This is a genomic window from Marinobacter zhanjiangensis, from assembly GCF_014651935.1.
In the GTDB taxonomy this organism is placed as follows: domain Bacteria; phylum Pseudomonadota; class Gammaproteobacteria; order Pseudomonadales; family Oleiphilaceae; genus Marinobacter; species Marinobacter zhanjiangensis.
Genome location: NZ_BMXV01000006.1, coordinates 225,934 through 251,050 on the forward strand (window position 1 = coordinate 225,934; position 25,117 = coordinate 251,050).

22 protein-coding genes and 1 riboswitch are annotated in these 25,117 nt (G+C 61.1%); of the genes, 12 read left to right on the forward strand and 10 right to left on the reverse strand.

Going from position 1 to position 25,117, the window contains the following annotated elements:
• Positions 1-52 precede the first annotated feature (52 nt).
• Both IE079_RS14075 and lpxL read right to left on the reverse strand, forming a co-directional pair.
• Positions 53-964, reverse strand: a complete 912-nt coding sequence (locus IE079_RS14075; RefSeq protein WP_189577417.1) for a lysophospholipid acyltransferase family protein — start codon at positions 962-964, stop codon at positions 53-55.
• A gap of 96 nt (positions 965-1,060) precedes the next feature.
• Positions 1,061-2,041 (reverse strand): LpxL/LpxP family Kdo(2)-lipid IV(A) lauroyl/palmitoleoyl acyltransferase, encoded by a 981-nt coding sequence (gene lpxL, locus IE079_RS14080; protein ID WP_189577418.1) that lies wholly within the window; start codon positions 2,039-2,041, stop codon positions 1,061-1,063.
• Positions 2,042-2,201: 160 nt separating this feature from the next.
• Here lpxL and waaA point away from each other — a divergent pair, with 160 nt between their 5' ends.
• Entirely contained in the window at positions 2,202-3,473 is a 1,272-nt protein-coding gene (gene waaA / locus IE079_RS14085) for a lipid IV(A) 3-deoxy-D-manno-octulosonic acid transferase (RefSeq protein WP_189577419.1), read from the forward strand.
• 4 nt (positions 3,474-3,477) lie between these two features.
• On the opposite strand, the gene IE079_RS14090 is transcribed toward waaA, so the two are convergent.
• Positions 3,478-4,866 carry a TolC family outer membrane protein gene (locus IE079_RS14090; protein ID WP_189577420.1) on the reverse strand — a complete coding sequence of 463 codons (1,389 nt, stop codon included), beginning with the start codon at positions 4,864-4,866 and terminating at the stop codon, positions 3,478-3,480.
• Positions 4,867-5,096: 230 nt separating this feature from the next.
• A riboswitch (TPP riboswitch) is annotated at positions 5,097-5,211 on the forward strand.
• 107 nt (positions 5,212-5,318) lie between these two features.
• On the opposite strand from IE079_RS14090, the gene thiC reads away from it, so the two are divergent.
• The 7 genes from thiC (at position 5,319) to IE079_RS14125 (ending at position 12,108) form a co-directional block, all read left to right on the forward strand.
• Positions 5,319-7,196, forward strand: coding sequence for a phosphomethylpyrimidine synthase ThiC (gene thiC / locus IE079_RS14095; RefSeq protein WP_189577421.1), 1,878 nt, complete (start codon positions 5,319-5,321; stop codon positions 7,194-7,196).
• A gap of 480 nt (positions 7,197-7,676) precedes the next feature.
• Positions 7,677-8,312, forward strand: a complete 636-nt coding sequence (nudF, locus tag IE079_RS14100) for an ADP-ribose diphosphatase (RefSeq protein WP_189577422.1) — start codon at positions 7,677-7,679, stop codon at positions 8,310-8,312.
• A complete protein-coding gene (locus IE079_RS14105; RefSeq protein WP_189577423.1) occupies positions 8,309-8,797 on the forward strand; it encodes a DUF1249 domain-containing protein in 489 nt (162 codons plus the stop codon). The genes nudF and IE079_RS14105 overlap by 4 nt, the downstream gene beginning before the upstream one ends.
• A gap of 149 nt (positions 8,798-8,946) precedes the next feature.
• Positions 8,947-9,783: a 3',5'-cyclic-AMP phosphodiesterase gene (cpdA, locus tag IE079_RS14110; protein WP_227712511.1), complete on the forward strand. Its 837-nt coding sequence runs from the start codon at positions 8,947-8,949 to the stop codon at positions 9,781-9,783.
• A gap of 92 nt (positions 9,784-9,875) precedes the next feature.
• Positions 9,876-10,475, forward strand: a complete 600-nt coding sequence (locus tag IE079_RS14115; RefSeq protein WP_189577424.1) for a YqiA/YcfP family alpha/beta fold hydrolase — start codon at positions 9,876-9,878, stop codon at positions 10,473-10,475.
• A gap of 34 nt (positions 10,476-10,509) precedes the next feature.
• The gene (gene gcvH / locus IE079_RS14120) at positions 10,510-10,899 is read left to right on the forward strand and encodes a glycine cleavage system protein GcvH (RefSeq protein WP_189577425.1); all 390 of its coding nucleotides are present in this window, start codon (positions 10,510-10,512) and stop codon (positions 10,897-10,899) included.
• A 12-nt stretch (positions 10,900-10,911) separates the two neighbouring features.
• Positions 10,912-12,108, forward strand: coding sequence for a class I SAM-dependent rRNA methyltransferase (locus IE079_RS14125; protein WP_189577426.1), 1,197 nt, complete (start codon positions 10,912-10,914; stop codon positions 12,106-12,108).
• Between the two features lie 105 nt (positions 12,109-12,213).
• Here the strand turns inward: IE079_RS14125 and IE079_RS14130 are convergent, their stop codons facing one another.
• Entirely contained in the window at positions 12,214-12,870 is a 657-nt protein-coding gene (locus tag IE079_RS14130) for a histidinol-phosphatase (RefSeq protein ID WP_189577427.1), read from the reverse strand.
• Between the two features lie 198 nt (positions 12,871-13,068).
• Here IE079_RS14130 and IE079_RS14135 point away from each other — a divergent pair, with 198 nt between their 5' ends.
• The 3 genes from IE079_RS14135 to IE079_RS14145 all read left to right on the forward strand — a co-directional run bounded on the left by IE079_RS14135 (position 13,069) and on the right by IE079_RS14145 (position 17,322).
• Positions 13,069-13,599: an RNA pyrophosphohydrolase gene (locus IE079_RS14135; protein ID WP_189577428.1), complete on the forward strand. Its 531-nt coding sequence runs from the start codon at positions 13,069-13,071 to the stop codon at positions 13,597-13,599.
• 16 nt (positions 13,600-13,615) lie between these two features.
• The gene (ptsP, locus tag IE079_RS14140) at positions 13,616-15,925 is read left to right on the forward strand and encodes a phosphoenolpyruvate--protein phosphotransferase (RefSeq protein WP_189577429.1); all 2,310 of its coding nucleotides are present in this window, start codon (positions 13,616-13,618) and stop codon (positions 15,923-15,925) included.
• Positions 15,926-16,089: 164 nt separating this feature from the next.
• Positions 16,090-17,322 (forward strand): patatin-like phospholipase family protein, encoded by a 1,233-nt coding sequence (locus tag IE079_RS14145; RefSeq protein ID WP_189577430.1) that lies wholly within the window; start codon positions 16,090-16,092, stop codon positions 17,320-17,322.
• Positions 17,323-17,330: 8 nt separating this feature from the next.
• On the opposite strand, the gene IE079_RS14150 is transcribed toward IE079_RS14145, so the two are convergent.
• The 6 genes from IE079_RS14150 to IE079_RS14175 form a co-directional block, all read right to left on the reverse strand.
• Positions 17,331-17,705, reverse strand: coding sequence for a gamma-butyrobetaine hydroxylase family protein (locus tag IE079_RS14150; protein WP_227712512.1), 375 nt, complete (start codon positions 17,703-17,705; stop codon positions 17,331-17,333).
• A 68-nt stretch (positions 17,706-17,773) separates the two neighbouring features.
• The gene (hslU, locus tag IE079_RS14155; RefSeq protein WP_189577432.1) at positions 17,774-19,102 is read right to left on the reverse strand and encodes an ATP-dependent protease ATPase subunit HslU; all 1,329 of its coding nucleotides are present in this window, start codon (positions 19,100-19,102) and stop codon (positions 17,774-17,776) included.
• A 12-nt stretch (positions 19,103-19,114) separates the two neighbouring features.
• A complete protein-coding gene (gene hslV / locus IE079_RS14160; protein ID WP_189577433.1) occupies positions 19,115-19,645 on the reverse strand; it encodes an ATP-dependent protease subunit HslV in 531 nt (176 codons plus the stop codon).
• Positions 19,646-19,731: 86 nt separating this feature from the next.
• Positions 19,732-20,232, reverse strand: coding sequence for an SPOR domain-containing protein (locus IE079_RS14165; RefSeq protein WP_227712513.1), 501 nt, complete (start codon positions 20,230-20,232; stop codon positions 19,732-19,734).
• Positions 20,233-20,408: 176 nt separating this feature from the next.
• The gene (gene argS / locus IE079_RS14170; RefSeq protein ID WP_189577435.1) at positions 20,409-22,097 is read right to left on the reverse strand and encodes an arginine--tRNA ligase; all 1,689 of its coding nucleotides are present in this window, start codon (positions 22,095-22,097) and stop codon (positions 20,409-20,411) included.
• 184 nt (positions 22,098-22,281) lie between these two features.
• The gene (locus IE079_RS14175) at positions 22,282-24,456 is read right to left on the reverse strand and encodes a primosomal protein N' (protein ID WP_189577436.1); all 2,175 of its coding nucleotides are present in this window, start codon (positions 24,454-24,456) and stop codon (positions 22,282-22,284) included.
• A 343-nt stretch (positions 24,457-24,799) separates the two neighbouring features.
• On the opposite strand from IE079_RS14175, the gene rpmE reads away from it, so the two are divergent.
• Positions 24,800-25,021: a 50S ribosomal protein L31 gene (gene rpmE, locus IE079_RS14180; RefSeq protein WP_189577437.1), complete on the forward strand. Its 222-nt coding sequence runs from the start codon at positions 24,800-24,802 to the stop codon at positions 25,019-25,021.
• Positions 25,022-25,117: the final 96 nt, after the last annotated feature.

A 25,117-nucleotide genomic window follows, 5' to 3' on the forward strand; every position in this document is an offset into this window, starting at 1 on the left:
AGATTATACATGGTCGGGCCCCGGGCTGCCTGTCAGGGATATTGCTGGGACACTATTTGCACCGTTTGGCGGGGTTATAAGGGTTGATCTCCCCGGGTGTGCGGTGACGAAAGCGCTTGTATTCCCACTGATATTGCTCGGGGATCTCCCGCACGCACTGTTCCACCGACTTGTTGAGAGCGGTCACGGCCGTGACCGGGTTCTTGTCGTCGATGTCCGGTTCGGTGGGGCGGATGACAATGCGGAAGCCCTCGCCATCCTTGAGCCGTTCGGCAAACGCGATAACTGATGCGGCGCCCGATTTGGCAATCAGTTTGGGGGCCAGGGTCATGGTACGAACGTTGATGCCGAAGAAAGGACCGTAGGCGTAGCCGCTATTCTTGTCGGGGCTCTGGTCCGGCAGGATACCGGCAATGCCGCCGCCCTTGAGGATACCGACCATTCGGGCGAGGCCCCGGCGGTCGCCCCTGACCAGGGTGGAGCCGGCCCGCTCGCGAACACGGATCATATATTCCTCGAACTCCGGCAGGTGAGGTGGGCTATAAAGGGCGGCCATCTGGTAACGGGAGGAAAAATAGACACCGACCAGCTCCCAGTTTCCAAGGTGCGGGGCCAGCAGGACGACGCCCCTGCCTGATGCCAGGGCCTCATCGATCAGATCCAGGCCTTCAACCTCCCGGATCAGGCCCAGGCATTTTTCCACCGGCCACTCCCACATCAGAGGAATTTCGGTAAAGGTCTGGCCGGTGTGCCGCAGGCTGGAGCGGATCAGACGTTGGCGCTGCTCCTCTGGCATTTCGGGGAAGCACAGGTTGATGTTGGCCATGGTTACCGCTTTTGAGCGGGAAGGAAACCACCAGCTCAGGGTACCAATAACCCGGCCGATGCGCTGGGCCATGCGGAGGGACAGTTTGCCGGCGATCCGTAGCGCGAGCACGGCGAGCGAGGTCCTGGTGAGCGCCATAGAAACGGGGTTTCCTGTTGCAAGAGCGGGCTGAAGGGAAGCTATCACCAAAGGTGCGGGTGGGCAAGTGGGGCCGGTTGCCGACCCCTGTCCAATTCAGTCGCGGCGTTTACTCCGGCGCCGGCGCTTGCCCTGCTTGCCGTAAAGATCCGGATCATCCGGGTTGGGGCGGGTCTTGAAGCGTCGGTGCATCCACAGGTACTGGTCGGGATGCCGGCGGATTTCCTGTTCGATGGTCTTGTTCACACGGGTGGCATCGGCCAACTCGTCGCCACTGGGGAAGCCTTCCAGTGCAGGGTGGAAGTAGATGTCATAGCCCGGACGGTCCTCCCGGCGGAAGTGGCTGAACGGCATCACCGCACAACCACTGCGTTCGGCAATGCGGGAAGTGGCGGTAATGGTGCCAGTGGGAATGCCGAAGAAGGGCGCGAACACGATACCCTTGCGTCCATAGTCCTGGTCGGTGGCGTACCAGACGGCGCGGTTCATCTTGAGCCGCTTGAGCAGGCCGCGCAGATCCTTGGCGTCGAGCACGGCGCCGTACCGACTTTCCCTGGACCGGGTCATGACGGCATTCATCAGCGGGTTATTGTGGTCCCGTTGCATGACGTCGGCTTCCATTACCTCCGTGGCCAGGCTGCCGCCCATTTCCAGGGTGCTGTAGTGGCCGCCCACCAGCAGTACACCCTTGCCACCCTCCAGGGCCCTGTCGAGGTGGTCCAGGCCGTGCACGGTGGTGATGTCCGAGAGATCGGCCATATCCCGGAACCAGCCAAGGCCTATCTCCATCATGCCGATACCGTTGGCCCGGAATGACTTGCGCACCAGCGCCTGCTGTTCTTCCGGTGACAGCTCCGGGAAGCACAGGCCGATATTGACCTCGGTAATGTGGCGCCGTCGCGGCACCAGTCGCCAGGCCAACTCGCCGGCCAGCTTGCCGATACCCCATTGCCAGCGAAGGGGCAGGTGGGCAATCAGCCACATGATGCCGAGGCCCAGCCAGGTGGGCCACCAGCGGGGATGCAGGTAGTGGGTGTAGTTCAGGTCCCGTGTCTTGTTGCGATGCTCGCGCTTCACTTTGCCGATGTTTCCGTCAGGTCGTTGAAAGGAATCAGGTAAGAAAGTTTACAGGGCTTGTCCGGCACTGTCAGTGTCGCGTGCGATCAGGGGTACTCTCCCGGTGGCACTATCGACGCTATTCGCTAGAATGGCCGTGCCACCTGATGACGGAGCCTCCATGCTGCATTTTATCTACTCGCTATGTTACCGGCTGGCGTTGCCGTTCGCGCTGTTGTACCTCTGGTGGCAGACGCGTCGCAACGGTGGCGACAGCCAGGGCTGGCAGCAACGCCTGGGGTTGGCGGCACCCACATCGGAGCCGGTCATCTGGGTGCACGCGGTGTCGGTGGGCGAGACCATCGCCGCTGCACCGCTGGTGAAAGCCCTGCTGGGGCGGCGCCCGGACGTGCCGGTGCTGATGACCGCCATGACTGCCACAGGAGCAGCGCAGGCCCGGAGCCTGTTTGGTGATCGGGTGCTCTACGCTTATTCGCCCTTTGACACGCCCGGCTCGGTACGCCGGTTCCTGCGCCGGGTCAGGCCTCGTGCTCTGGTTATCATGGAAACCGAGCTCTGGCCCAACATGATTGTCGAGACCAGTCGCGGGCATTGCCCCATCTTCCTTGTCAATGCCCGACTGTCGGAGCGCTCCGCCCGGGGATACCAACGCATTGGTGGCTGGACGCGCTCTTTGCTGGGCCGGATGGACTGGATCGCGGCCCAGGCCGGGGATGACGCCGCGAGGTTCCGGGAACTCGGAGTTGGTGGCGATTCCGTCTCAGTGACTGGGAGCATCAAGTTCGATGTGGAAATCACTGACGAGGTGCGTGATCGCGCTTCGGCTTTGCGCGATAGCTTCGGGCAGCGGCCGGTATGGATCGCGGCCAGTACCCATGACGGCGAGGACGAAAAGCTTCTGGCTGCCCATGCCAGGGTATTGGAGCAGCTGCCAGAGGCCTTGCTGATTCTGGTGCCGCGGCATCCGGACCGGTTCGATACCGTCGCGGCATTGACGGGCAGCCGGGGGCTTTCCTGTGTGCGTCGTTCCGCTGGTCAGCCGGTAGGACCTGCGCAGGTGTACCTTGGTGACACCATGGGGGAGTTGCTGGTGATGTACGGTGCGGCGGACATGGCGTTTGTAGGTGGCTCGCTGATCGAACGGGGCGGCCACAATCCCCTGGAGCCGGCGGCGTGGGGCATCCCGGTAGTAACAGGTTCCCATGTGTTCAATTTCGAGACGGTATTCAGGCAACTGGACAAGGGAGAGGGTCTGGTGCGGGTAGAGGATGAACGCGATCTGGCGGAGCAGGTGGCCCGGTTGTTGAGCAATCCGGAGCAGGCTGAGGAGACTGGCCGGTCAGCACTGGCGGTTGTCGAGGCCAATCGCGGTGCTCTGGACCGCGTGGTCAATGGCATTCTCAGCCGACTGGGGCCGACTGAGGATGCCTGACCTCTTACCGGGTAGGGTCGTCCAGGGTCTCATCTTCCGTAGCCAGAGCCTCGATGCCCGGGGCGTTCGCACTGAGCCACTTGTTCAGTTCGACGATGTCCTGAGGACTCAGGATGCCAGCTGACTGTTTCAGACGCAGGGAGTTGACCACGTAGTCATATCGGGCATTGGCGTAGTCCCTGAGCGCCACGTAATAGGCCCGCTGTGCGTCCAGCACCTCAACAATGTTGCGGGTGCCCACGTCATAGCCTGCCAGTGTGGCATCCAGGGCGCTACGGCGGGACACGATGGTCTGCTCGAGCGCGGATGCGGTTTCAATGTTGGTGTTCACGGTCCGGAACACGCTGCGGGTGTTCACCCGCACATCCCGGCGGGTGGTGGACAGGTTGTGGTCTTGCACATCCACCACGGATCGTTGCTGCCGGACACCCGCCTGGATGCCGCCGCCCGCGTAAAGCGGAACATTGATGCTGACACCGATGACGCCCTCGGTGGTGGTGCCATCCTGCTGGCCACCACTGAGACCGGTGGGGGTGCTTACCTCAACGTTGTCGAGTCGTTGCCGGCCCAGGGATGCGGTCAGTTCCACCGTGGGATAGTGGCCAGCCTTGGCTTCCTTCAGATTGGCCTTGCTGGCCTGCAGTTCGCGGATGGCGGTTTCAATCTGCCAGTTCTGCTCCACGGCTGTGGCTTCCCATTCCTGGGGGTCCATCGGCTGGGGTCGCATCAGGGGGAAATCCTGTTCCAGGTTCTCCAGTTCACCGGGATACTCCCCGGTCATGCGGGCAAGCCTTTCACGCGCAATGTCCAGGTCGCTCTCGGCCGCAATGCGGCGGCTGCTGCTGTCGTCGAAGCTGGCCCGGGCTTCATAGACTTCGGTGATGGCAATCAATCCCACGTCGAAACGTTCCTGCGCCTGTCCGTATTGTCGCTCGATCGCATTTTCGGTGGCCCTGGCTGTGGTCAGGTTATCCGCCGCTCGCAGGACGTTAAAGTAGGCTTCTGCCACATCCAGAATCAGTTGCTGCTGGGCCAGATTGTACTCCGCCCTTGCGGCTTCGGTCTGAAGTTTGGAGGCATCGTAGGCAAACCAGGCATCAGCCTGGAACAGAGGCTGTGAAAGCTGCACGCCGTAACCGAAGCTCTGGTACGAGTTGCCCTGGCTGGGGCCGTCAACATCGTAGTGGTTGGCGTTTCCATAGGCGCCTATCTGTGGCAACAGTGCGCTTCGGGTGACATCCGCGCTGGCTTCCTGGGCTTCCAGAGAGGCCCTGGCCGCGGCGATCCCGGAATCGTAGGAAATAGCCTGTTCGTAGCTTTCCACCAGGTCCATACCCAGCGCGGCCTGCGCCGATAAAAGACTGATCAGGCCGCATAGCAGTTGCTTTTTCATGTGTTCTCCCAAAGTGGCACCCAATCTGACCTGACAGGGCCGGCGATTCAGTTGGTTCGTGGCAGCGTCAGTTACCAAGCTTATTAATTAGAGCGGTAGCTCATTATGGACAATAAACCGGCGGATCTCTAGACTTGGATCGTGCACGGTTTACAGGTGCACTATTAAAGGACTTTCAGGTTGCCTGATGGTTTCAGGCTGGTAACCTGAAAGGCGAAGATTGCCAGAATCGCGTCTTGACGGGGTGCTGGTTCAGCAAATAATGCTGACCGGCTGAGATTGCAGTGCAGAACCCGCTTACCTGATCCGGTTAACACCGGCGTAGGGATCCAGGACAGCTCTGATCAGCCAGTAGTCTGAACCCGTTTCCTGCACCGGTTCATCCAGGCTGTAGAGCAGCACCATCGTCATACGCGGCCCGTTTCACAGGATGAACCAAAAGGGTCCGTACCATGTCCAGTATTCCAACCTTCCTCAGCGAATCCGCCCGTGTTGACGGGGCTGCCATTCAGCCATTGCCCGCGTCCCGGAAAATTTACGTTCAGGGCTCCCGTCCGGACCTGAAGGTCCCCATGCGGGAAGTGACACTCACCGATACCCCGACCGAGATGGGGGGCGAGAAGAATCCGCCGGTGGTTCTCTATGATACGTCCGGCCCCTACACGGATCCGCAGGCCACCATCGATCTGCGCAGGGGCCTGGAGCCGGTCCGTGCCGCCTGGATCGCCGAGCGTGGCGATACCGAGCAGCTGGCGGATTATTCCTCGGCGTTCACCCGCCGTCGCATGAAGGACCCGCAACTGGATCCCCTGAGGTTCCTGGATGAACGCAAACCGCTACGGGCCAGGCCGGGGGCCAATGTCTCCCAGATGCACTATGCCAGGCAGGGAATTGTGACCCCGGAAATGGAATACATCGCCATCCGCGAGAACATGAAGCTGCAGGACGCCCGGGCCGATGGTCTGGCTGACCAGCAGCACCCGGGCCAGTCTTTCGGGGCAAAGCTACCGAAGGAGATCACGCCGGAATTCGTTCGCGACGAAGTGGCCAAGGGCAGGGCAATTATTCCTGCCAACATCAATCACCCGGAAACCGAGCCGATGATCATTGGCCGCAACTTCCTGGTGAAAATCAACGGCAATATCGGCAACTCCGCCGTCAGCTCGTCCATCGAGGAAGAGGTGGAAAAACTGACCTGGGGCATCCGCTGGGGTTCCGACACAGTGATGGACCTGTCCACTGGCAAGAATATCCATGAAACCCGGGAGTGGATCATCCGCAACTCACCGGTCCCCATCGGTACGGTGCCCATCTACCAGGCCCTGGAAAAGGTCGGCGGCGTTGCCGAGGACCTGACCTGGGAAATTTTCCGGGACACCCTGATCGAGCAGGCGGAGCAGGGCGTGGATTACTTCACCATCCATGCCGGCGTGCGGCTGCACCACGTGCCTCTGACGGCCAGCCGGGTAACGGGGATTGTCTCGCGGGGCGGTTCGATCATGGCCAAGTGGTGTCTGGCCCATCACCAGGAGAGTTTCCTGTACGAACACTTTGAGGATATCTGCGAGATCATGAAGGCCTATGATGTGGCCTTCAGTCTAGGCGATGGTCTGCGCCCCGGTTCCATTGCCGATGCCAATGATGCCGCGCAGTTCGGCGAGCTGGAGACCTTGGGTGAGCTCACGAAGGTTGCCTGGAAGCACGATGTGCAGTGCATGATCGAAGGGCCGGGACATGTGCCCATGCACCTGATCAAGGAGAACATGGACAAGCAGCTGGAGTGTTGTGACGAGGCACCGTTCTACACCCTGGGCCCGCTGACCACGGATATTGCGCCGGGCTACGATCACATTACCTCTGGCATTGGCGCAGCGATGATTGGCTGGTTTGGTTGCGCCATGCTTTGTTATGTGACGCCCAAGGAGCATCTGGGGCTGCCCAACAAGGATGATGTGAAGACCGGCATCATCACCTACAAGATCGCGGCCCATGCGGCGGATCTGGCAAAAGGTCACCCCGGGGCGCAGATCCGGGACAATGCGTTGTCGAAGGCGCGGTTCGAGTTTCGGTGGGAGGATCAGTTCAATCTCGGCCTGGATCCGGATACGGCCCGGGCTTTCCATGATGAGACGTTGCCCAAGGATTCGGCGAAGGTTGCCCACTTCTGTTCCATGTGCGGCCCCAAGTTCTGCTCCATGCAGATATCTCAGGAAGTTCGTGACTATGCTAAGGAGCATGGTCTTGACGATGTGGAAGCGGTGGATGCCGGCATGAAGGAGAAAGCCGAGGAGTTTGTTGCTTCCGGGGCCAAGATTTACGACCGGGTCTGACTCTTTACTTGGACTGCCGGGTTCGGTGGCGGGGGCCGCAGGGCGATGAAATTTTCCCGGACACGCCGTGAATCCATCCATGGAGGCTCTTCGAAAACGTCCCTGTTTTCGAAGGTCCGGGAAAATTCCCTCACCCTGCAGCCCCTCGGACTATGCAGTTGCCCGCTGTCTGAATATCTCGGAGTCTAGGGAAGCGCAGGTTGAGAACAATTTTCGGGACCGTCGGCAGCCAGGGATGTCTGCCGTCGAACTCTATGACCGCCATGGACGGCGGGAATGCCGATTTTGCAGGAGCAAAACATCGGCCAGGCACGTACTTGCGGGGCGTGTCCCGAAAATAGTTATCGACCTGTGATTCCTGCACCGTAGCCTCAGGCTTGGATGAACTAATCAATGCCTGACATAGCAACTTGCAAACCCCCACGCCATCCGGCTATCGTTCTTCATCACGCCCAATTACTCATCAAGCCCGGAATCACCATGACCGAGAAGACGCCAGAACCATTCCAGTTCAAGGCCAGCGATGTGGATATCCGCAGCCGGGAAACGGTTTTCCAGGGCTTTTTCCGCATGGACAAGATCCGGCTGACCCATCCCCGTTTCGACGGCACCACCATGCCCGAATTTACCCGTGAACTCTTTGTTCGCGGCGATGCCACCTGCGTACTGCCCTACGATCCGGAGCGGGACGAGGTCGTGCTTCTGGAGCAGTTCCGGATGGGGGCCATCGGCCGGGACCAGTCGCCCTGGCTGCTGGAGCTGGTGGCCGGCATGAACGAAGATGGCGAAAGCCCGGAAGAGGTAGCCCACCGCGAAGCAGAGGAAGAGGCCGGGCTGACCTTCGACCGGCTTGAGAAGATCAGCGAATACCTGGTATCCCCGGGCGGCACTACTGAAATGGTCTACCTTTACGCAGGGCAGATCAGCACTGAGGAAGCCGGCGGCCTGTTCGGGCTGGACCATGAGCACGAAGACATCCGGGCGCACGTATTCAGTGCCGCCGAAGCCTTCACCATGATCAGCGATGGCCGTATCAATAATGCCGCTGCCATCATTGCAATACAGTGGCTGCGACTGAACCGCGACCGCCTGCGGGATGAGTGGAGCCGACCATGAGCGCTACCACTCTGCGCAGGCACCGCTATGTGCCGGACCTGCAGCGCCTTGGCGCATTATGTGAAGGCAACTATCAGCGTTTGCGTCGCCTGCGGAACCTGGAAACCAACGACAGCGATGTGCTCCAGTTTGACCTGCACCGGGAGTCCCACTACCTGGGGCGGGTCAGCATTTCGGTTCTGCAGCAGACCCGCTACACCGAAACCCTCTTGCTCGAGCAGATCCACAACAGTGGCCGGTGGCTCAATAACCCCGAACTGACGGTAAGGGTTTACCACGATGCCAGCATGGCCGAAGTGATCAGTTTTTACGGCAACCGGCAGATTGCCGCCGTGAACGATTACCCCAACCGTTTCATGCACCATCCGGATGAAAAGGTTCAGCTCAACGGTTTCGTCGCTGACTGGCTGGATTATTGTCTCCGGTTCGGCCATGTGATTCCGGAGCGTAGCCAATGGCGCCACTCTGACGGTGTTGAAGGTTAGTGGTGTCACCCAATTAGTAAACTATTGTAAAAGGTCCCTCCATATACCCTCCGACTTGTGACTGATGTTTACGTTGTGTGCGTAAAATCCATCTACCATCGAGTATCCAGACGGGACACCGGTCCATTGGTAGACGGATGAAGAACGCAATGCCAGCACTTGATCACAGGTCACCCGTAATGGTCAGCCCCGCCAATGGTCGGGCCGCGCGGGTATTACAGATTACTGACCCACACCTGATGGCTGATACGGAAGGTTCGCTGTTAGGGGTCCGCACCCGCGACAGCCTGGATGCCGTGGTGCAGTGTGCGCGGAACGAGTATGGTGAGCCGGACCTGTTGCTGGCGACCGGCGACCTGGCCCAGGATGCTTCGGAGGCGGCCTACCACGAATTTGCCCGTCAGGTTTCCGTGTTTGGTTGCCAGTCGAGCTGGGTGGCAGGTAATCACGATGACAGCGAACTGCTTTCCGAGATCGCCCGCCACTATCGCGCCGCTGGCCGTCACCTCCTGCTCGGACAGTGGCAGGTGATCATGCTGGACTCTTCGGTGAAGGGGCAGGTGCACGGTCATCTTGAGTCCGAAGAGCTGGCTTTTCTGGAGGGAGCACTGGCGGCCCACCCCGAGCGGCCGGCGCTGATCAGTCTTCATCATCACCCGGTCGAGATCGAGACCCAGTGGATGAACCCTATAGGCCTCAGCAACCGGGATGAATTCTGGCGCGTTGTCGATCGCTTCGAGAATGTCCGCGGTGTGCTGTGGGGCCACATCCACCAGGACCTGGACCTCTATCGCGGCAAGGTTCGCCTGATGGCGACTCCCTCCACCTGCATCCAGTTCGAGGCCGGCTCCACGGACTTTTCGGTGGAGCGCCAGGCGCCGGGCTTCCGCTGGCTGGATCTCGGCAGCGATGGCTCTATCGACACCGGCGTGGTGCGGGCAACGGACTTCCGGTATGACCTGGATACCAACAGCAGCGGCTACTGAGGAAGGGGGGCGGCTGCCCGTACGGTGACCTTTTGCGGGATCTGTCGTTAAACTGGCGACTTTCTGTTCAGACAACCTGTCAGGTGTAATCCATGACGTCTTCCGCTGGTCCCTTGCTGGTGTATCTCCATGGCTTCAACAGTTCCCCGAAATCCCGCAAGGTCTCCGAGCTTCGTGACCTGTTGCCTGAGCTGGCGCCGGAGGTCGAACTGGTGGTGCCCGAGCTGGGCTTTGACCCTGAACAGGCCCTGACGCGTGCCAGTGAGGCCGTCGCCAGTGCCGGTGACCGGCCGGTCGGGCTGATTGGCAGTTCCATGGGCGGGTTTTATGCATCCGTGCTGTCCGCCCGCCTGAATATCCGGGCCGCGCTGGTCAATCCGGCGGCCTGGCCCTGCCGTCTTTTGCAGGACCATCTGGGGCCCCAGCACAACCCCTATACTGGTGAAGACTACGAACTGACCCCGGCTCACACCGCGAAACTTGAAGCCATGGAGCCCGGTGGCGCAGTCGACCGTAGAAACCTGTTCATCCTGGTGCAGACGGCGGATGAGACACTGGATTACCGTGAGGTACTGGCCAAGCATCCGGGCTCCATGACCTGGATACAGCCGGGGGGCGATCATCGCTTCCAGCGGTTCGAGCGGGTTGTGCCGGCCATTCTGGCGTTCCTGTTTCGGGGCAGTTTCCGGTAAACTGCGGCAAATTCTCCAGCCATGGACAATCGATATGAGTGAAATACCTGCCGATCTCAAATACATCGAGACCCACCAGTGGGTGAGGGTGTCGGACGATGGCACCGCCACTGTCGGCATTACCGACTTTGCCCAGGAGCAGCTGGGTGACGTAGTCTACATCGGCCTGCCGGAAGTGGGAGACACCGTTACTGGCGGCGAGGAAGCGGGTGTGGCCGAGTCGGTCAAGTCCGCCTCTGATGTGTTCAGCCCGGTAACCGGTGATGTTATCGAGATCAATGAGGCTCTCGAGGAAGAACCGGAAAAGGTCAACGAGGATCCCTACGGCGAGGGCTGGCTGTACCGGGTGAAACTGGCAGACCGGGGCGAGCTGGATGGCCTGATGGATGCGGCCGGCTATGGTGACCTGCTTGCCGATGCATAAGGTGGGTGTTTGATGGATTTCCCCATACTCTACCTGCGCAAGGGCGCTGAACGGCGACTCAGGGCCGGACACCTCTGGGTGTACAGCAATGAGGTGGATACCCGCCGTTCGCCGCTGACCGACTTCGAGGCCGGCGCGCAGGCACAGCTGCGGGCCGCCAATAACAAGCCGCTGGGCACCCTGTTCGTGAATCCCCGTGCCCTGATCTGCGGTCGGCTGATCAGCCGTGACCCGAATAGCGGCATGACACCGAAACGCCTTACCGATCGCCTGGAGATGGCCCTGAAACTCCGTGACCGGGTGTTTCCCGAACCCTGGTACCGCTGGGTCTATGGCGATGGCGACGGCCTGTCGGGCCTGGTCATCGACCGGTTCGACGATGTGGTCGTGGTGCAGATTTCCACGGCCGGCATGGAGACCATGAAAGACTCCATCCTGCGGGCCATCGAGCGTCTGGTCCACCCCACGGCCATTATCCTGAAGAACGATGGCAAAATGCGCTCGGTGGAAGGCCTGCCCTCGTATGTGGAGCAGCTGGACGGTGAGCCGGTAGAGACGCTGCAGGTGCGGGAGAACGGCGTGCGCTTCGAGGTGCCGTTATCCGGTGGCCAGAAAACCGGGTGGTTCTATGACCACCGCATGAACCGGGAACGGCTGCAGCATTACAGTGCCGGTTGCCGCGTACTGGACGTGTTCAGCTACGCCGGAGGCTGGGGGCTGCAGGCCGCTGCGGGTGGCGCCACGTCGGTAACCTGTGTCGACAGCTCGCGCCAGGCACTGGAGGCGGTTCAGCACAATGCGGCCCTGAACGATTTCGGCAACGTGGACACCCTCGAGGGCGATGCTTTCAGCGTGCTCAAGGAGCTCTGCGACGACAAGCAGAAGTTCGACATTGTGGTGCTGGACCCGCCGGCACTGATTCCCCGCCGTCGAGACCAGAAGGCCGGTGAGCAGGCATATGCCCGCCTCAACCAGCTGGCATTGCGGCTGCTGGAGCGTGACGGGCTGCTGGTGTCGGCCTCCTGCTCCATGCACCTGTCCCGGGACAAGCTGGTGGATATTATCCGCGGCAGCGCGCGCAAGGTGGACCGCTTCGTGCAGCTTCTGGAACAGGGGTATCAGGGGCCCGATCATCCCATGGTGCCGGGTATTCCTGAAACGGATTATCTCAAGGCCTGTTTTGTGCGGTCGCTGACGGAGTTTTTGTAGATCTCCTTGCTATCGCTGGCGGCGTTATCTCCTAAGCTGGTGTCTGCCATTCCCTCTCCCTTGACGGGAGATGGCCTTACCAGGTCCGGAACCTGGGTGCTCGCTTCAATCCCGCAACGACATAACCGGCCACCCTTGCTGCCTGGCATATTGTTCAAGGGTCGGATCGGGGTCCACCGCCACCGGGTTGTCCACCAGTCGCAGCAGCGGCAGGTCATTGTGGCTGTCGCTGTAGAACCAGGCGCCTTCCAGTGTGGCGTCATGGTCCCTGAGCCACTGCTGCAGCCGTAGCACCTTGCCATCCTGAAAGCTGGGCACGCCGGTGATATCGCCCGTGTAGCGGCCGTCACGGAATTCCGGCTCGGTGGCGATGAGATGTTCAATGCCCATGGCTTCGGCAATCGGGCCAGTCACGAAGCGGTTGGTGGCGGTGATAATCATCAGGGTGTGCCCCTGGTTGCGGTGGCTGGTCAGCAACCGATCCGCCTTTGGCTGGTAGAGCGGCCTGATGCGGCTGTCCATGAATGCCTGGCGCCAGACTGCCACTTCCTCCGGATCCCGGCCGGCAATGGCGGACAGCGCGAAGCGCTGGTAGCGGTAAATATCCAACTCGCCGTTGAGGTAGTCCTGATAGAACTGGTCGTTCTGCTGGCGATGGTCGTCGGCATCCACCAGTTCTGCGTCCACCAGGAATTCACCCCAGGCGTGGTCGCTGTCGCCCGCCAGCAGGGTGTTGTCCAGGTCAAATATGGCCAGGGTCAAGGGTTCTCTCCTTTAAACAGTGCTTTGACAACCGATTCTAACACGCTGAAAAGAATGCCGGCTTCGTTTGCCGACCGGTAGGCTTTCTGTAAGAATGGAGTCAATCTGGAATAAAAGTCCCTGAGTACAGGGGCCGGGATTCTGCATCATGACGACATTGCAGATCCCGCATTAACAACTTTGAGACAGGACTGTGCCGTGATTGATTCAGACGGTTTCAGACCCAACGTCGGAATCATTCTGGCCAACCATAAGGGCGAAGTGCTGTGGGCGAGGAGAATCGGGCAGGATTCCTGGCAGTTTCCACAGGGTGGCATCAACCATAACGAGTCGCCGGAACAGGCGCTGTACCGGGAACTGGCCGAAGAAATCGGTCTCAGTGCGGATGATGTGGAGATCATCAGCTGTACCCGGGGCTGGCTGCGCTACCGTCTGCCCCGACGTATGGTAAGGCAGCATTCTCGCCCTGTATGCGTTGGCCAGAAACAGAAATGGTTCCTTCTGCGGATGCTTTCGCCGGACGCGTCGGTACGGGTTGACCATACCGATTCGCCGGAGTTCGACGGCTGGCAGTGGGTCAGCTATTGGTACCCGCTGGGGCAGGTGGTGTCATTCAAGCGGGAGGTGTATCGCCGGGCTCTGAGGGAACTGGGCCCCCGGCTGTTTGGTATCGTGGACCAGTGGCAGCGTGCCGAAGAAGCATTGCGCCAGCAGGACCAACAACAATGACGGATTGACACCCTCTATGCTCGGTATCTTGCGAAGTATTGTTCAGGAAGTGAATGGCGCCCGTGATCTGCAGGAGTCGCTGGACATTATCGTTTCGCGGGTACAGGCCGCCATGAACACCGAGGTGTGTTCCGTCTATCTGCTGGACCCCAATTCCAACCGCTACATCCTCATGGCCACTGAAGGTCTTCACAAAAAGGCCGTGGGCAATGTCAGCCTGGCCCATTCCGAGGGTCTCGTGGGGCTGGTGGGTTCGCGGGAAGAGCCCATCAATCTCGAAGACGCGCCGTCCCACCCCCGTTATCGCTATTTCCCGGAGACCGGCGAAGAGCGCTTCCGTTCGTTCCTCGGTGTGCCTATTATCCACCACCGTCGGGTACTGGGTGTTCTGGTGGTTCAGCAGAGGGTGGCATCCCGCGATTTCGATGAGGGCGAGGAAGCCTTCCTGGTCACTGTCTCCGCACAGCTGGCCGGTGTGATTGCCCACAGCGAAGCCACCGGCGCCATCAGCGGCCTGTCCCTCACCGGGGAGGAAGCCCGTGATGTATCTTTCAACGGCGTACCCGGTGCCCCGGGCGTAGCCATTGGTCGCGGGGTGGTGGTGTATCCGCCGGCGGATCTGGACGCCGTGCCGGAGAAAGCGACCGACGATCCCGAGGGAGAGCTGGCGTCTTTCAGGGAGGCGGTGAAGGCGGTCCAGGAAGACATCCAGAAGGTATCCGAACGGCTGTCGGACAAACTGCGCCCGGAAGAGCAGGCCCTGTTTGACGTCTACCTGCGTATGCTGGGGGACAATGCCCTGCCCGGTGAGGTGGCCAACCGCATCCACAACGATGGTCTGTGGGCACAGGGGGCACTGAAGCAGGTGGTGAACCAGTATGTGCGCCACTTCGAGATGATGGATGATCACTACCTGCGCGAGCGGGCGGTGGATATCCGCGACCTGGGCCGCCGCATCCTGTCTCACCTGCAGGAAGGTGACACCCGCCAGGTGGACTACCCGGAGGGGACGGTTCTGGTCAGTGAAGAGCTGACTCCGGCCATGCTGGGCGAGGTGCCCCGCGGGCGCCTGGTGGGGCTGGTGGCGGTTCGCGGCTCCAGCAACTCCCACGTGGCCATCCTGGCCCGAGCCATGGGCGTACCCACGGTGATGGGCCTGGTGGATATCCCGGTCAACCAGCTCGATGGCAAGGAGCTGATTGTTGACGGCTTCGAGGGCCAGATATTTGCCTCGCCATCCCCCGAGCTGCGCCATTACTACCAGGAGATCTGCGACGAGGAAGACGAACTCTTCCGCGGCCTGGAAGCGCTGCGTGACAAGCCCTGTATCACCACCGATGGCCACCGGGTCTCGCTGCTGGTGAACACCGGCCTGATGACCGATGTGGTGCGCTCACTGAGCCATGGCGCGGAGGGCATCGGCCTGTATCGAACGGAAGTGCCTTTCATGATCAAGGAGCGCTTCCCCTCCGAACATGAGCAGCGGGATTACTACCGCGAGCAACTGGAGGCCTTTGCCCCCAATCCGGTCACTATGCGCACGCTCGATATCGGGGGTGACAAGGCGCTGAGTTACTTCCCCATCAACGAGGAAAATCCCTTCCTGGGCTGGCGGGGCATTCGCGTCAGTCTGGACCACCCGGAGATCTTCCTGGTGCAGGTACGGGCCATGCTCAAGGCGAGCGAGGGCTTCAATAACCTGCAGATCATGCTGCCCATGATCAGCAACATCTCCGAAGTGGAGGAGTCGTTGCACCTGATCTACCGGGTCTATCACGAGGTGCGGGAAGAGGGCTATCAGATCCACATGCCCCGGGTAGGCGTGATGATCGAGGTGCCGGCGGCTGTTTATCAGGTGCGGGAACTGGCGGAACGGGTGGACTTCCTGTCGGTGGGCTCCAATGACCTGACCCAGTACCTGCTGGCGGTGGATCGCAACAATCCCCGGGTAGCCCAGCTTTACCACTCCTATCATCCCGCTGTACTCCAGGCGCTGGTGCGCATCGCCCAGGATGCCCATTCCGTGGGCAAGCCGGTGACGATATGCGGCGAGCTGGCCGGCGACCCGGGCGGTGCCCTGCTGCTGATGGCCATGGGTTACGATGCCTTGTCCATGAACGCGGCCAGCCTGCCCAAGGTCAAGTCAGTGATACGCAGTATCAGTCGCGAATGGGCGATGCAGCTTCTGGAAGACGTTCTGTTGCTGGATTCGCCGCATGTGATCAAGAGCTGCGTTGACCTGGCGCTGCGCAGCGCCGGGTTTGCCCGCTATCTGCGCCCGAGCCGGACCTCGGTGCCGGTGCCCACCTATGAAAGCGCACGGTAACGCCGTTCACTGTCCTGCTGGCACTTTTGTCAGAATTTGAGGTGAGTATTCTAATTCGCGCTGTTAGTTTGAAATATAACAGGACCTGACGTTTTCGCCGCAGTAGCTCTGGCCGACTGAGTATGAGGTGTCGGGGCTTCTTGACCGTAGGGGGAAGTAACAGCATGACCGCGGAACCAACCCAGCTCAGACCCACACCACGCATCGGCCTGGCCCTTGGCGGCGGAGGCCCGCTCGGTGGTATCTATGAAATCGGTGCTTTACGGGCACTTGACGAGGCACTGGACGGACTGGATTTCAACGATCTTGATGTCTACGTGGGGGTAAATGCTGGCAGTTTCGTGGCTGCCAACCTCGCCAACCAGTTGACGACCGCCCAGTTATGCCGGATCTTTGTGCGGCATGAGGCGGAGGTGCACCCCTTCCATCCGGAGGTCTTCTATCGGCCAGCGGTGAAAGAAATGGGACGGCGTCTGAGGGCCGTGCCGGGCCTGCTGTCCAGTGCGGTATCCCGCTTTCTGCGTAACCCCCACGACCAGAGCTTCCTGGAGGCCATGACCATTTTGGCCCAGGCGGCGCCGGCCGGCCTGTTTGATAACTCGGCTCTGGAGGAGTACCTGGCCCGGGCCTTCACCACCTCCGGTCGCACCAATGATTTCCGTAAGCTGCGGCGCCGGCTGTTCGTGATTGCCGCCGATGTTGAAACCGCCGAGTCGGTCTGCTTCGGAGGGGAACACCTGGACCACATCCCGGTCTCCCGCGCCATTCAGGCCAGCATGGCATCGCCGGGGCTGTATACCCCGGTGCAGGTGGAAGGCCGCTATTGTGTTGACGGAACCCTGCACAAGGGGTTGCATGCCTCGGTGGCCCTCGACCATGGCGCCGAGCTGGTGCTGGCCATCAATCCCCAGGTGCCTGTTGATGCCCGGGCCGCGGAAGCGGCGGGAACCATGGCAGCCGACGAGTTGACCGGGTCGGGCATGCCCAATCTGTTGTCCCAGATGTATCGCACCATGGTTCACTCCCGCATACAGAAAGGTCTCGCCCAGTACGACAGGGACTATCCCGGTCGTGAGGTGATTCTGATCGAGCCCACCAGGGACGACGCCACCCTGTTCTTTTCCAGTGCGTTCAGCTTCCGGTCACGTCGCCAGGTCTGCGAGCATGCCTACCAGATGACCCGGCGGGATCTGTTGCGGCGGGCAGACGAGCTTGAGCCGATACTGGCGAGGCACGGTGTCAGGCTGAACCGCAAGGTCCTTGAGGACAGTGAGCGGACCATCAGTACCGCCCTTTACGGGGAGACCCTGCCACTCTACGTGGCAAAGAAGCGCAAGCAGCGGCAGAAGAAGGGCGTGTTGGGTAGTGTCAGCCAGGTGTTCAGCAAAGCCCTGTAGGGGCCACTTCAGCCGTGAGTCTGGGGGCCTGATTCTCGCTGTCCGCCTTCCCGGTCCAGGCGCTCAAGGTACTGCTGCCAATAGCGGTCCTGGTTCTCACCCAGTTCCCACAGGTACTCCCAGGTGTACAGGCCGGAATCGTGGCCGTCGCTAAAGGTCAGTTTGAGGGCGTAGTTGCCCACCATTTCAGCGCCCGTGACCAGTACATCCTGCTTGCCGATCTGCAGGGTGCCTGGCCCGTCGCCGTGGCCCCGAACCTCGGCGGAGGGGGACCAGACCCGCAGCAGTTCAAAGGGCAATTCCCAGCGGCTGCCATCGGCATAGTCCAGCTGCAGGAGCCGGCTTTGTCGACGGATGCGGATGTCTGAGGGGCGGTGGCTCATGGTCATTGTCCGGATCGGGGCAGGGGCCGGATAGCCCGGCCCTGCGACGCGATTTCAGGGTTTATCGGCTAGAGGATGTAGCGGCTGAGATCCTCGTCCTCCGACAGGTCGCCGAGTTTCTCGTCCACGTACTCCGCCGTGACTTCGAACTCATTGGTGACCTTGTCGCCGGCATCAAAGGACAGGCTCTCCAGCAAGCGTTCCAGCACGGTATGCAGGCGGCGGGCGCCGATGTTTTCGGTGGTCTCGTTGACCTTCCAGGCCACTTCGGCCAGCCGCTCAATGGCATCGTCCGTGAATGTGAGCGTGACGCCCTCCGTGCCTAGCAGCGCTTCGTACTGTTGCACCAGAGACGCATCCGGCTCGGTCAGGATGCGGCGGAAGTCCTCCGGTGTCAGGGCCTGCAGCTCCACACGGATGGGCAGGCGCCCCTGCAGTTCCGGGATCAGGTCCGATGGCTTGGACAGGTGGAAGGCCCCGGAGGCAATGAACAGGATATGATCCGTGCGCACCGAGCCGTACTTGGTGCTGACCGTGCTGCCTTCAATCAGTGGCAGCAGGTCACGCTGTACGCCTTCCCGGGAAACATCCGCCGAGGCATTCTCCGAGCGCTTGGCCACCTTGTCGATTTCGTCCACGAACACGATGCCGTTCTGCTCGACGGATTCGATGGCCTTCTGCTTGATCTCTTCCTCGTTGACCAGCTTGGCCGCCTCTTCGTCCTTTACCTGCTTCAGGGCGTCCGCCACTTTCATCTTGCGGGTCTTGCTGCGGTCCTGGGACAGGTTGGAAAACATGTTCTGCAACTGGCTGGTCATCTCCTCCATGCCGGGAGGTGCCATAATTTCCACGCCCGCACCGGAATTGCGCAGGTCGATCTCGATTTCCTTGTCGTCCAGCTGGCCTTCGCGCAGCTTCTTGCGGAAAAGCTGGCGGGTAGACGAATCCTCCTTCGGCTGGCTGTCCTCCTGGAAATCGCGCGGCGGCGGCAACAGGGCGTCGAGGATGCGCTCCTCGGCGGCGTCCAGGGCCCGGTTCTCGTGCCGTTTCATTTCCTTTTCACGCAGCATCTTGATGGCCATATCCGCCAGATCGCGGATGATGGACTCCACATCGCGGCCCACATAGCCCACCTCGGTAAACTTGGTGGCTTCCACCTTGAGAAAAGGGGCATCGGCCAGTTTGGCGAGGCGACGGGCAATCTCGGTCTTGCCCACGCCGGTGGGGCCGATCATCAGGATGTTCTTCGGGGTGATTTCATCCCGCAGGGTGCTGTCGAGCTGCATGCGGCGCCAGCGGTTACGCAACGCAACGGCCACGGCGCGTTTGGCTTCGTCCTGGCCAACGATATGCTTGTTCAGCTCGTGGACAATCTCGCGGGGAGTCATTGCAGACATGGTAGCTCCGGTTCAGTCGTTGGCTGAGAGCACTTCAAGGGTGCGGTTGTGATTGGTATAGATGCAGATGTCGGCGGCGATATCCAGCCCCTTTTCGACGATGTCGTGGGCGCTGAGGTCGGTGTTTTCCAGCAGGGCCCGGGCGGAAGCCTGGGCAAACGGGCCGCCGGAGCCAATGGCAATCAGCCCCTGTTCCGGCTCGATCACATCGCCGTTACCGGTAATGATCAACGAGGCCGTCTTGTCAGCCACCGCCAGAAGGGCTTCCAGTCGTCGCAGTGCCCGGTCCGTGCGCCAGTCCTTGGCCAGCTCCACCGCGGCCCGGGTCAGGTTGCCGTGGTGCTTTTCCAGCTGGGCCTCGAAGCGTTCGAAGAGGGTGAAGGCATCCGCCGTGCCGCCAGCGAAACCGGCCAGTACCTGGCCATTATAGAGTCGGCGCACCTTGCGGGCATTGCCTTTCATGACGGTATTGCCCAGGGACACCTGGCCATCGCCGCCGAGGGCAACTTCATCGCCGCGGCGAACTGAGAGTATCGTGGTCATCGGGGCTCCATTTGCTGAAATCGAAGTGATTTCCGAGATATGGAGCCTGTGTGCTGGATTTCAAGGCGCCGCTGCAGTCGCGGCAATCATTCCTTGGGAATCTTGCGAACCAGTGGCTGGATGCTGATCGACACCAGCTTGTCGACGGCGGAATTCATCTGGCTACGGCTGTCGAACGGGCCCACATTGACCCGGTACCAGGTGCTGCCTTCCTCGATATCGGTGCGGGATACGCTGGCGCGAAGTCCCTGAAAGGCGATCTGCGCCCGCTGTCGCTCGGCGTCTTCGGCGCTGCGGAAAGAGCCGGCCTGCACCAGATAGCGGAAGTCCTGGTTAGCGGGGCTGGGGGTGTATTCCTCCACATTGGGGGGCACCACTTCCGATTCCGGCAGCATGTCGTAGAACTTGAACCTGGGTTGTTCCCGGGCGGTATCCTTGTCGGCGTCCGGAGTTGGCTCCACCGGCTGGCTGACAGCGGGTTGTCCCCCTGGAGAGGATGTGGTGCTGTCAGACGGCTCCAGGGTATTCAGGTATACAATAAAGCCGATGAAACCACCAACCGCAGCCAGTGACAGGATCCAGCGCACAGACAGTCCTCCGCTTTGCGTTCGGGCCCCAGCCGATGGCCGGCGTGGGGCGCTCTTGGGTTTGCTTGCCCGGGCACGGCTCTTCCGGGGCGGCGGTGAACTGCTGACCGCTCCCTTGCGGGAAGTCTGCTTTTGCTTGTGGGCGTAATCCCGGGCCAAGGTCGCTCTCCTGCCGCTTACATTTCGTCCGGGGCACTGATACCCAGCAGGTCCAGGCCGTTGGCGATGACCTGGCGAACCGCGAGGTACAGCGTCAGACGGGCGTCACGCAGGGCCGGGTCGTCCACCAGTGCCTTGTGAGCGTTGTAGTAGGTATGGAATTGCCCGGCCAGTTCCCGCAGATAATGAGTGAGGTGGTGAGGTTCGCGGGTGTCTGCGGCACTGCGGATCAGCTCGGGATACTTCGCCAGCTGGTTGGCCAGTTCTTTCTCCTCGTCCAGGGTCAGCAGTGCCAGGTTGCCTGCTACCTCGTTCAGTCCCCGTTCGGTGCCATGTTCTGAGGCCAGCTTGCGTATCACGCTGCAGATGCGTGCATGGGCATACTGGATGTAATAAACCGGATTTTCGTTGGTCTGGGAGCGGGCCAGGTCAATATCAAAGGTAAGCTGCGAGTCCACGCGCCGGGCTGTCAAAAAGAAGCGGGTAGCGTCGCGGCCCACTTCGTCGATCAGGTCACGAACGGTAACGTAGCTGCCGGCCCGCTTGGAGATCTTCACCTCCTGGCCGGAGCGGGTCACCATGACCATCTGGTGTAGTACGTAATCCGGCCAGCCTTCAGGGATGTCCGCCTTCAGGGCTTGCAGGCCGGCACGGACACGGGTAACTGTGGAGTGGTGGTCGGCCCCCTGCTCGTTGATCACGGTGGTGAAACCGCGCTGCCACTTGTCCAGGTGATAGGCGACATCCGGCAGGAAGTAGGTGTAGCCACCATCCTTCTTGCGCATGACCCGGTCCTTGTCGTCACCGAACTCGGTGGTTTTCAGCCACATGGCGCCGTCTTGTTCGTAGGTATAGCCGTTCTCCTGCAGGCGCTTTACGGTGGCTTCCACCTTGCCGTCCTGATACAGGGAAGACTCCAGGAAATAGACATCGAATTCCACCCCGAAGGCCTTCAGGTCCAGGTCCTGCTCCCGGCGCAGGTAGGCCACGGCAAACTCGCGGATAGCCTGAATATCGTCCGGATCGGCCTTGCCGGTGACTTCGCGGTCATCCGCGGTGACCGTTTCGCCCTTCAGGTAGGACTGAGCCACATCATTGATGTACTCGCCACGGTAGCCGTCTTCCGGCCACGAGGCGTCATCGGGACCGAGGCCTTTGACCCGGGCCTGGACAGACTTTGCCAGGTTGTCGATCTGGGCGCCGGCGTCGTTGTAGTAGAACTCACGGGTGACGTCGTAGCCATTGGCCTCCAGCAGGCGACAGAGGCTGTCGCCGATTGCGGCACCCCGGCCATGACCGACATGCAGGGGCCCGGTAGGGTTGGCCGAGACGAACTCAACCTGCACCTTCTGATTCTGGCCATGGGTGTTGCGACCAAAGCGGGGGCCCTGCTCCAGTACGTCACTGGCGATGCTGATGGCGCTTTCCGCCGTCATGAAGAAGTTGATGAAGCCGGGGCCGGCGATTTCCACCTTGGCCACCGCCGGACTCTCGGGCAGCCTGGCGACCAGGGCATCGGCCAGCTGTCGCGGCGGACAGCCGGCGGCCTTGGCGGCTACCAGGGCAATGTTACAGGCATAGTCGCCGTGGGCCTTGTCTTTGGTGTTGCCCACCTGCGGAGTAAAGGTCTGATCCGCGGGCAGGGTGCCCTCTGACTGAAGGGCGGCCAGTGCCGCGCCGAGGAGTTCGGTGACGGTGTCTTTCATGCTTTCCGGTGACCCTTGATTCGGGAATTGGGGTTCGCCTGGTCGAACTGACAGGACAAACAACGTACAGGATTGAGGGCAGGTATTATCCCGGAAAGGGCGGGGGTAAGCAAAACCCGGCTGCGGTCTGCAATCTGGCAATACGGGATTTTGTCGCGTGGACTGCTGAGCAGGCCTCGGCGGCCTAACCGGTTTCCAGCGGGTCCACATCCACCAGCCAGCGCAGTCCGGTGGGCAGGCGCTGTTGGTCAAGGTGGGCGCAGAGTTGCGCCAGAACGCGGTTCAGGTTGCCCCGGCTTGCGGATTGCAGCACCAGTTGTGCCCGGTGCCGGCCAGCCTTGCGGGCGAGGGTGGCGGGAAGTGGTCCCCAGATATCCAGGTTATCCCCGGGGAGGTCGTTGCGGACCTGGTCCAGGAAGGTCAGGGCGGCTTCCATGGTGGGGGCTTCGGCGCGGACCACGGCCATGGCCCGAAAAGGTGGCAGGCTGTTCTGCTCCCGTTCCGCCAGGAGCTGACGGGCCACGGCCAGGTAGTCGTCCCGAGCGATGGTGGTCAGCAAGGGGTGGTCGCTATGGCAGGTCTGGATCAGCACCTGGCCAGGCTTTGTTCCCCGTCCGGCCCGGCCGCTGACCTGCAACAGGGTTTGCACCATCTGCTCCGGGGCGCGGAAGTCGACGCTGAACAGTCCGCCGTCGGCATTCACCACCACCACCAGTGTGACATTGGGGAAGTCATGGCCCTTGGCCACCATCTGGGTGCCCACCAGAATGCAGGGCTCGCCGGAATTGACCTGTTTCAGGATGGCCTGGATGCTGCCCTTGCGTTGGGTGCTGTCGCGGTCGATGCGGATAACCGGCACGCCCGGGAAGCTGGCGGCGAGGGTCTCTTCACTCTGCTCGGTGCCCTGGCCCACGGGCTGGCAGGCGTCCCCGGAGCACTTCGGGCACTGTGTGAATGCCGGCTGCTGGTAATCGCAGTGGTGGCATCGCAGCGCGCGGTCGCGGCGATGGTAGGTCAGGTGAGTATCACAGTGCGGGCATTCGGCGATATAGCCACAATCGAAACACATCAGAACGGGGGCGAAGCCACGCCGGTTGATATAAACCAGCACTTGCTGGTTGGCGGCCAGGGTCGCCCGGATCTGCTCCATTGCCGGCCTGGACAGGCCGCCGGCCAATGGCCGGCTGCGGATATCCAGTAACCTGAGTTGTGGCGGGCGGGCTTCGCCGACGCGCTCGGTAAGGTCTACCCGCAGGTACTTGCCACTGGCCGCATTCTGCAGGGATTCCAGGGAGGGGGTGGCTGATCCGAGGATGACCGGGCACTGGTTCTCCCGGGCCCTGAAGACGGCCAGATCACGGGCGGAGTAGCGAAAACCCTCGCCCTGCTTGTAGGAGCTGTCGTGTTCCTCATCCACTACAACGGCCTGCAATCCGGTGAAGGGCAACAGCACTCCAGACCGGGTACCGATCAGGATGACCGGCTCACCCTGGCGGACCCTTAACCATGTATCGAGGCGCTGCCGGTCGTTCAGGGCTGAGTGCCAGACCACAATCCTGTCGCCGAAGTACTTGCGGAACCGGGCAACGGTTTGTGGTGTCAGGTTGATTTCCGGTACCAGCACCAGGGCCTGACCATCTTCGCCCAGTTCCCGTTCCAGATAATGCAGGTAGAGTTCGGTTTTGCCGCTGCCGGTGATGCCATAAAGCAGCGTGGCGGAGAAGCCGTGTCGCTCGGGCAGGGCGCTTGCGGCGGACCGTTGGGCCTCAGTCAGGGTCGGGATGGCGACGGTTTCGGTCTTGGCGGGTGTCTGACTCTCTGGTGCTCCGACCTCCCGGATCAGCGACCTGTCGACCAGTGCCTGAAGTTGTGAGCGGGTGAAGCCGCTCTGCCGGAGCTGGCTCCAGGCCATGGCTTGTGCACGGCCCTGAAACAGGTCGAACAACTGCTTCTGTTTATAGGCATTGCCGGGCAGGTTGTCGGCGGAAGCGTTACTGTTTGCCATCCACCAGCTGTCCGTGTCTTTCAGTTCGGCCGGCCGGCCCTTGCGCAGGGCCGGGGGCAGGGCCATGAACAGGCACTCTCCCAGTGGATGCTGGTAATAGCCGGACGCCCAGCTGAGCAGTTTCAGGGTCTCCGGCGGCAGGGCCGGCCAGGGTTCGTGTGCTGCGCCCACGGGCTTGAGCGTAATTCCCTCGGGCGGCGTTACACCGGTTTCCACGACCAGCCCGGTTGCGGTGCGCGGGCCGAAGGGGATACGCACCCGCTGTCCGGGCTTCAGTTCGGGGTGGTCCGGTGCGCTATAGTCGAACAGGCGCCTGAGAGGGCGATTGAGGGCAACACGTACGGTCTGACTCACTTGTGTCCTGTTTGGTTAATTCGCTGATCTACTGCGCGACGCTGGGGCTTCTGGCCGGTGTTGCCAGCCCTTGATGTGGATCCACCATACCGGCGGACTTGCGCCTTGGCCAGAGGCTCCCAGAGGCTCCGGGGCGCCTATGACACGTGTTTCGGGCGTTGCGTATCTTGCGTCAGCGGGCATTTGCACGTAAGATGCGCGGTCTGTTTCAGGCGGGGTGATTGTGCCCTGTCTTTTCGCTGGATTCAAACATGCGGTGCCCGGCGCCAAGGTATTGAAAATCGTTGCAAAACGATTGTCAGTCACGGTGACCAGGTGGCGGCATGACCGGAAGAGGTTCGCCATGAAAGAAGGTATTCACCCCAAGTATTACGAAATTACCGCAACGTGCAGTTGTGGTAATGAATTCAAGACCCGGTCGACTTTTGGCCAGGATCTGCAGCTGGATGTCTGTTCCCAGTGCCACCCATTCTATACCGGCAAGCAGAAGGTCATGGACACTGCCGGCCGTATCGACCGGTTCCAGAAGCGCTTCGGTAGCCGCATTGGTGCCAAGAAGAGCTGATTGCCCGTTGATGTAGTGAGTACCAAGATCTCGAAAAGCACCTTCAGGGGTGCTTTTTTTGTCGCTGGAGTTTGTGCGCCTGTAGTGGGTATTACG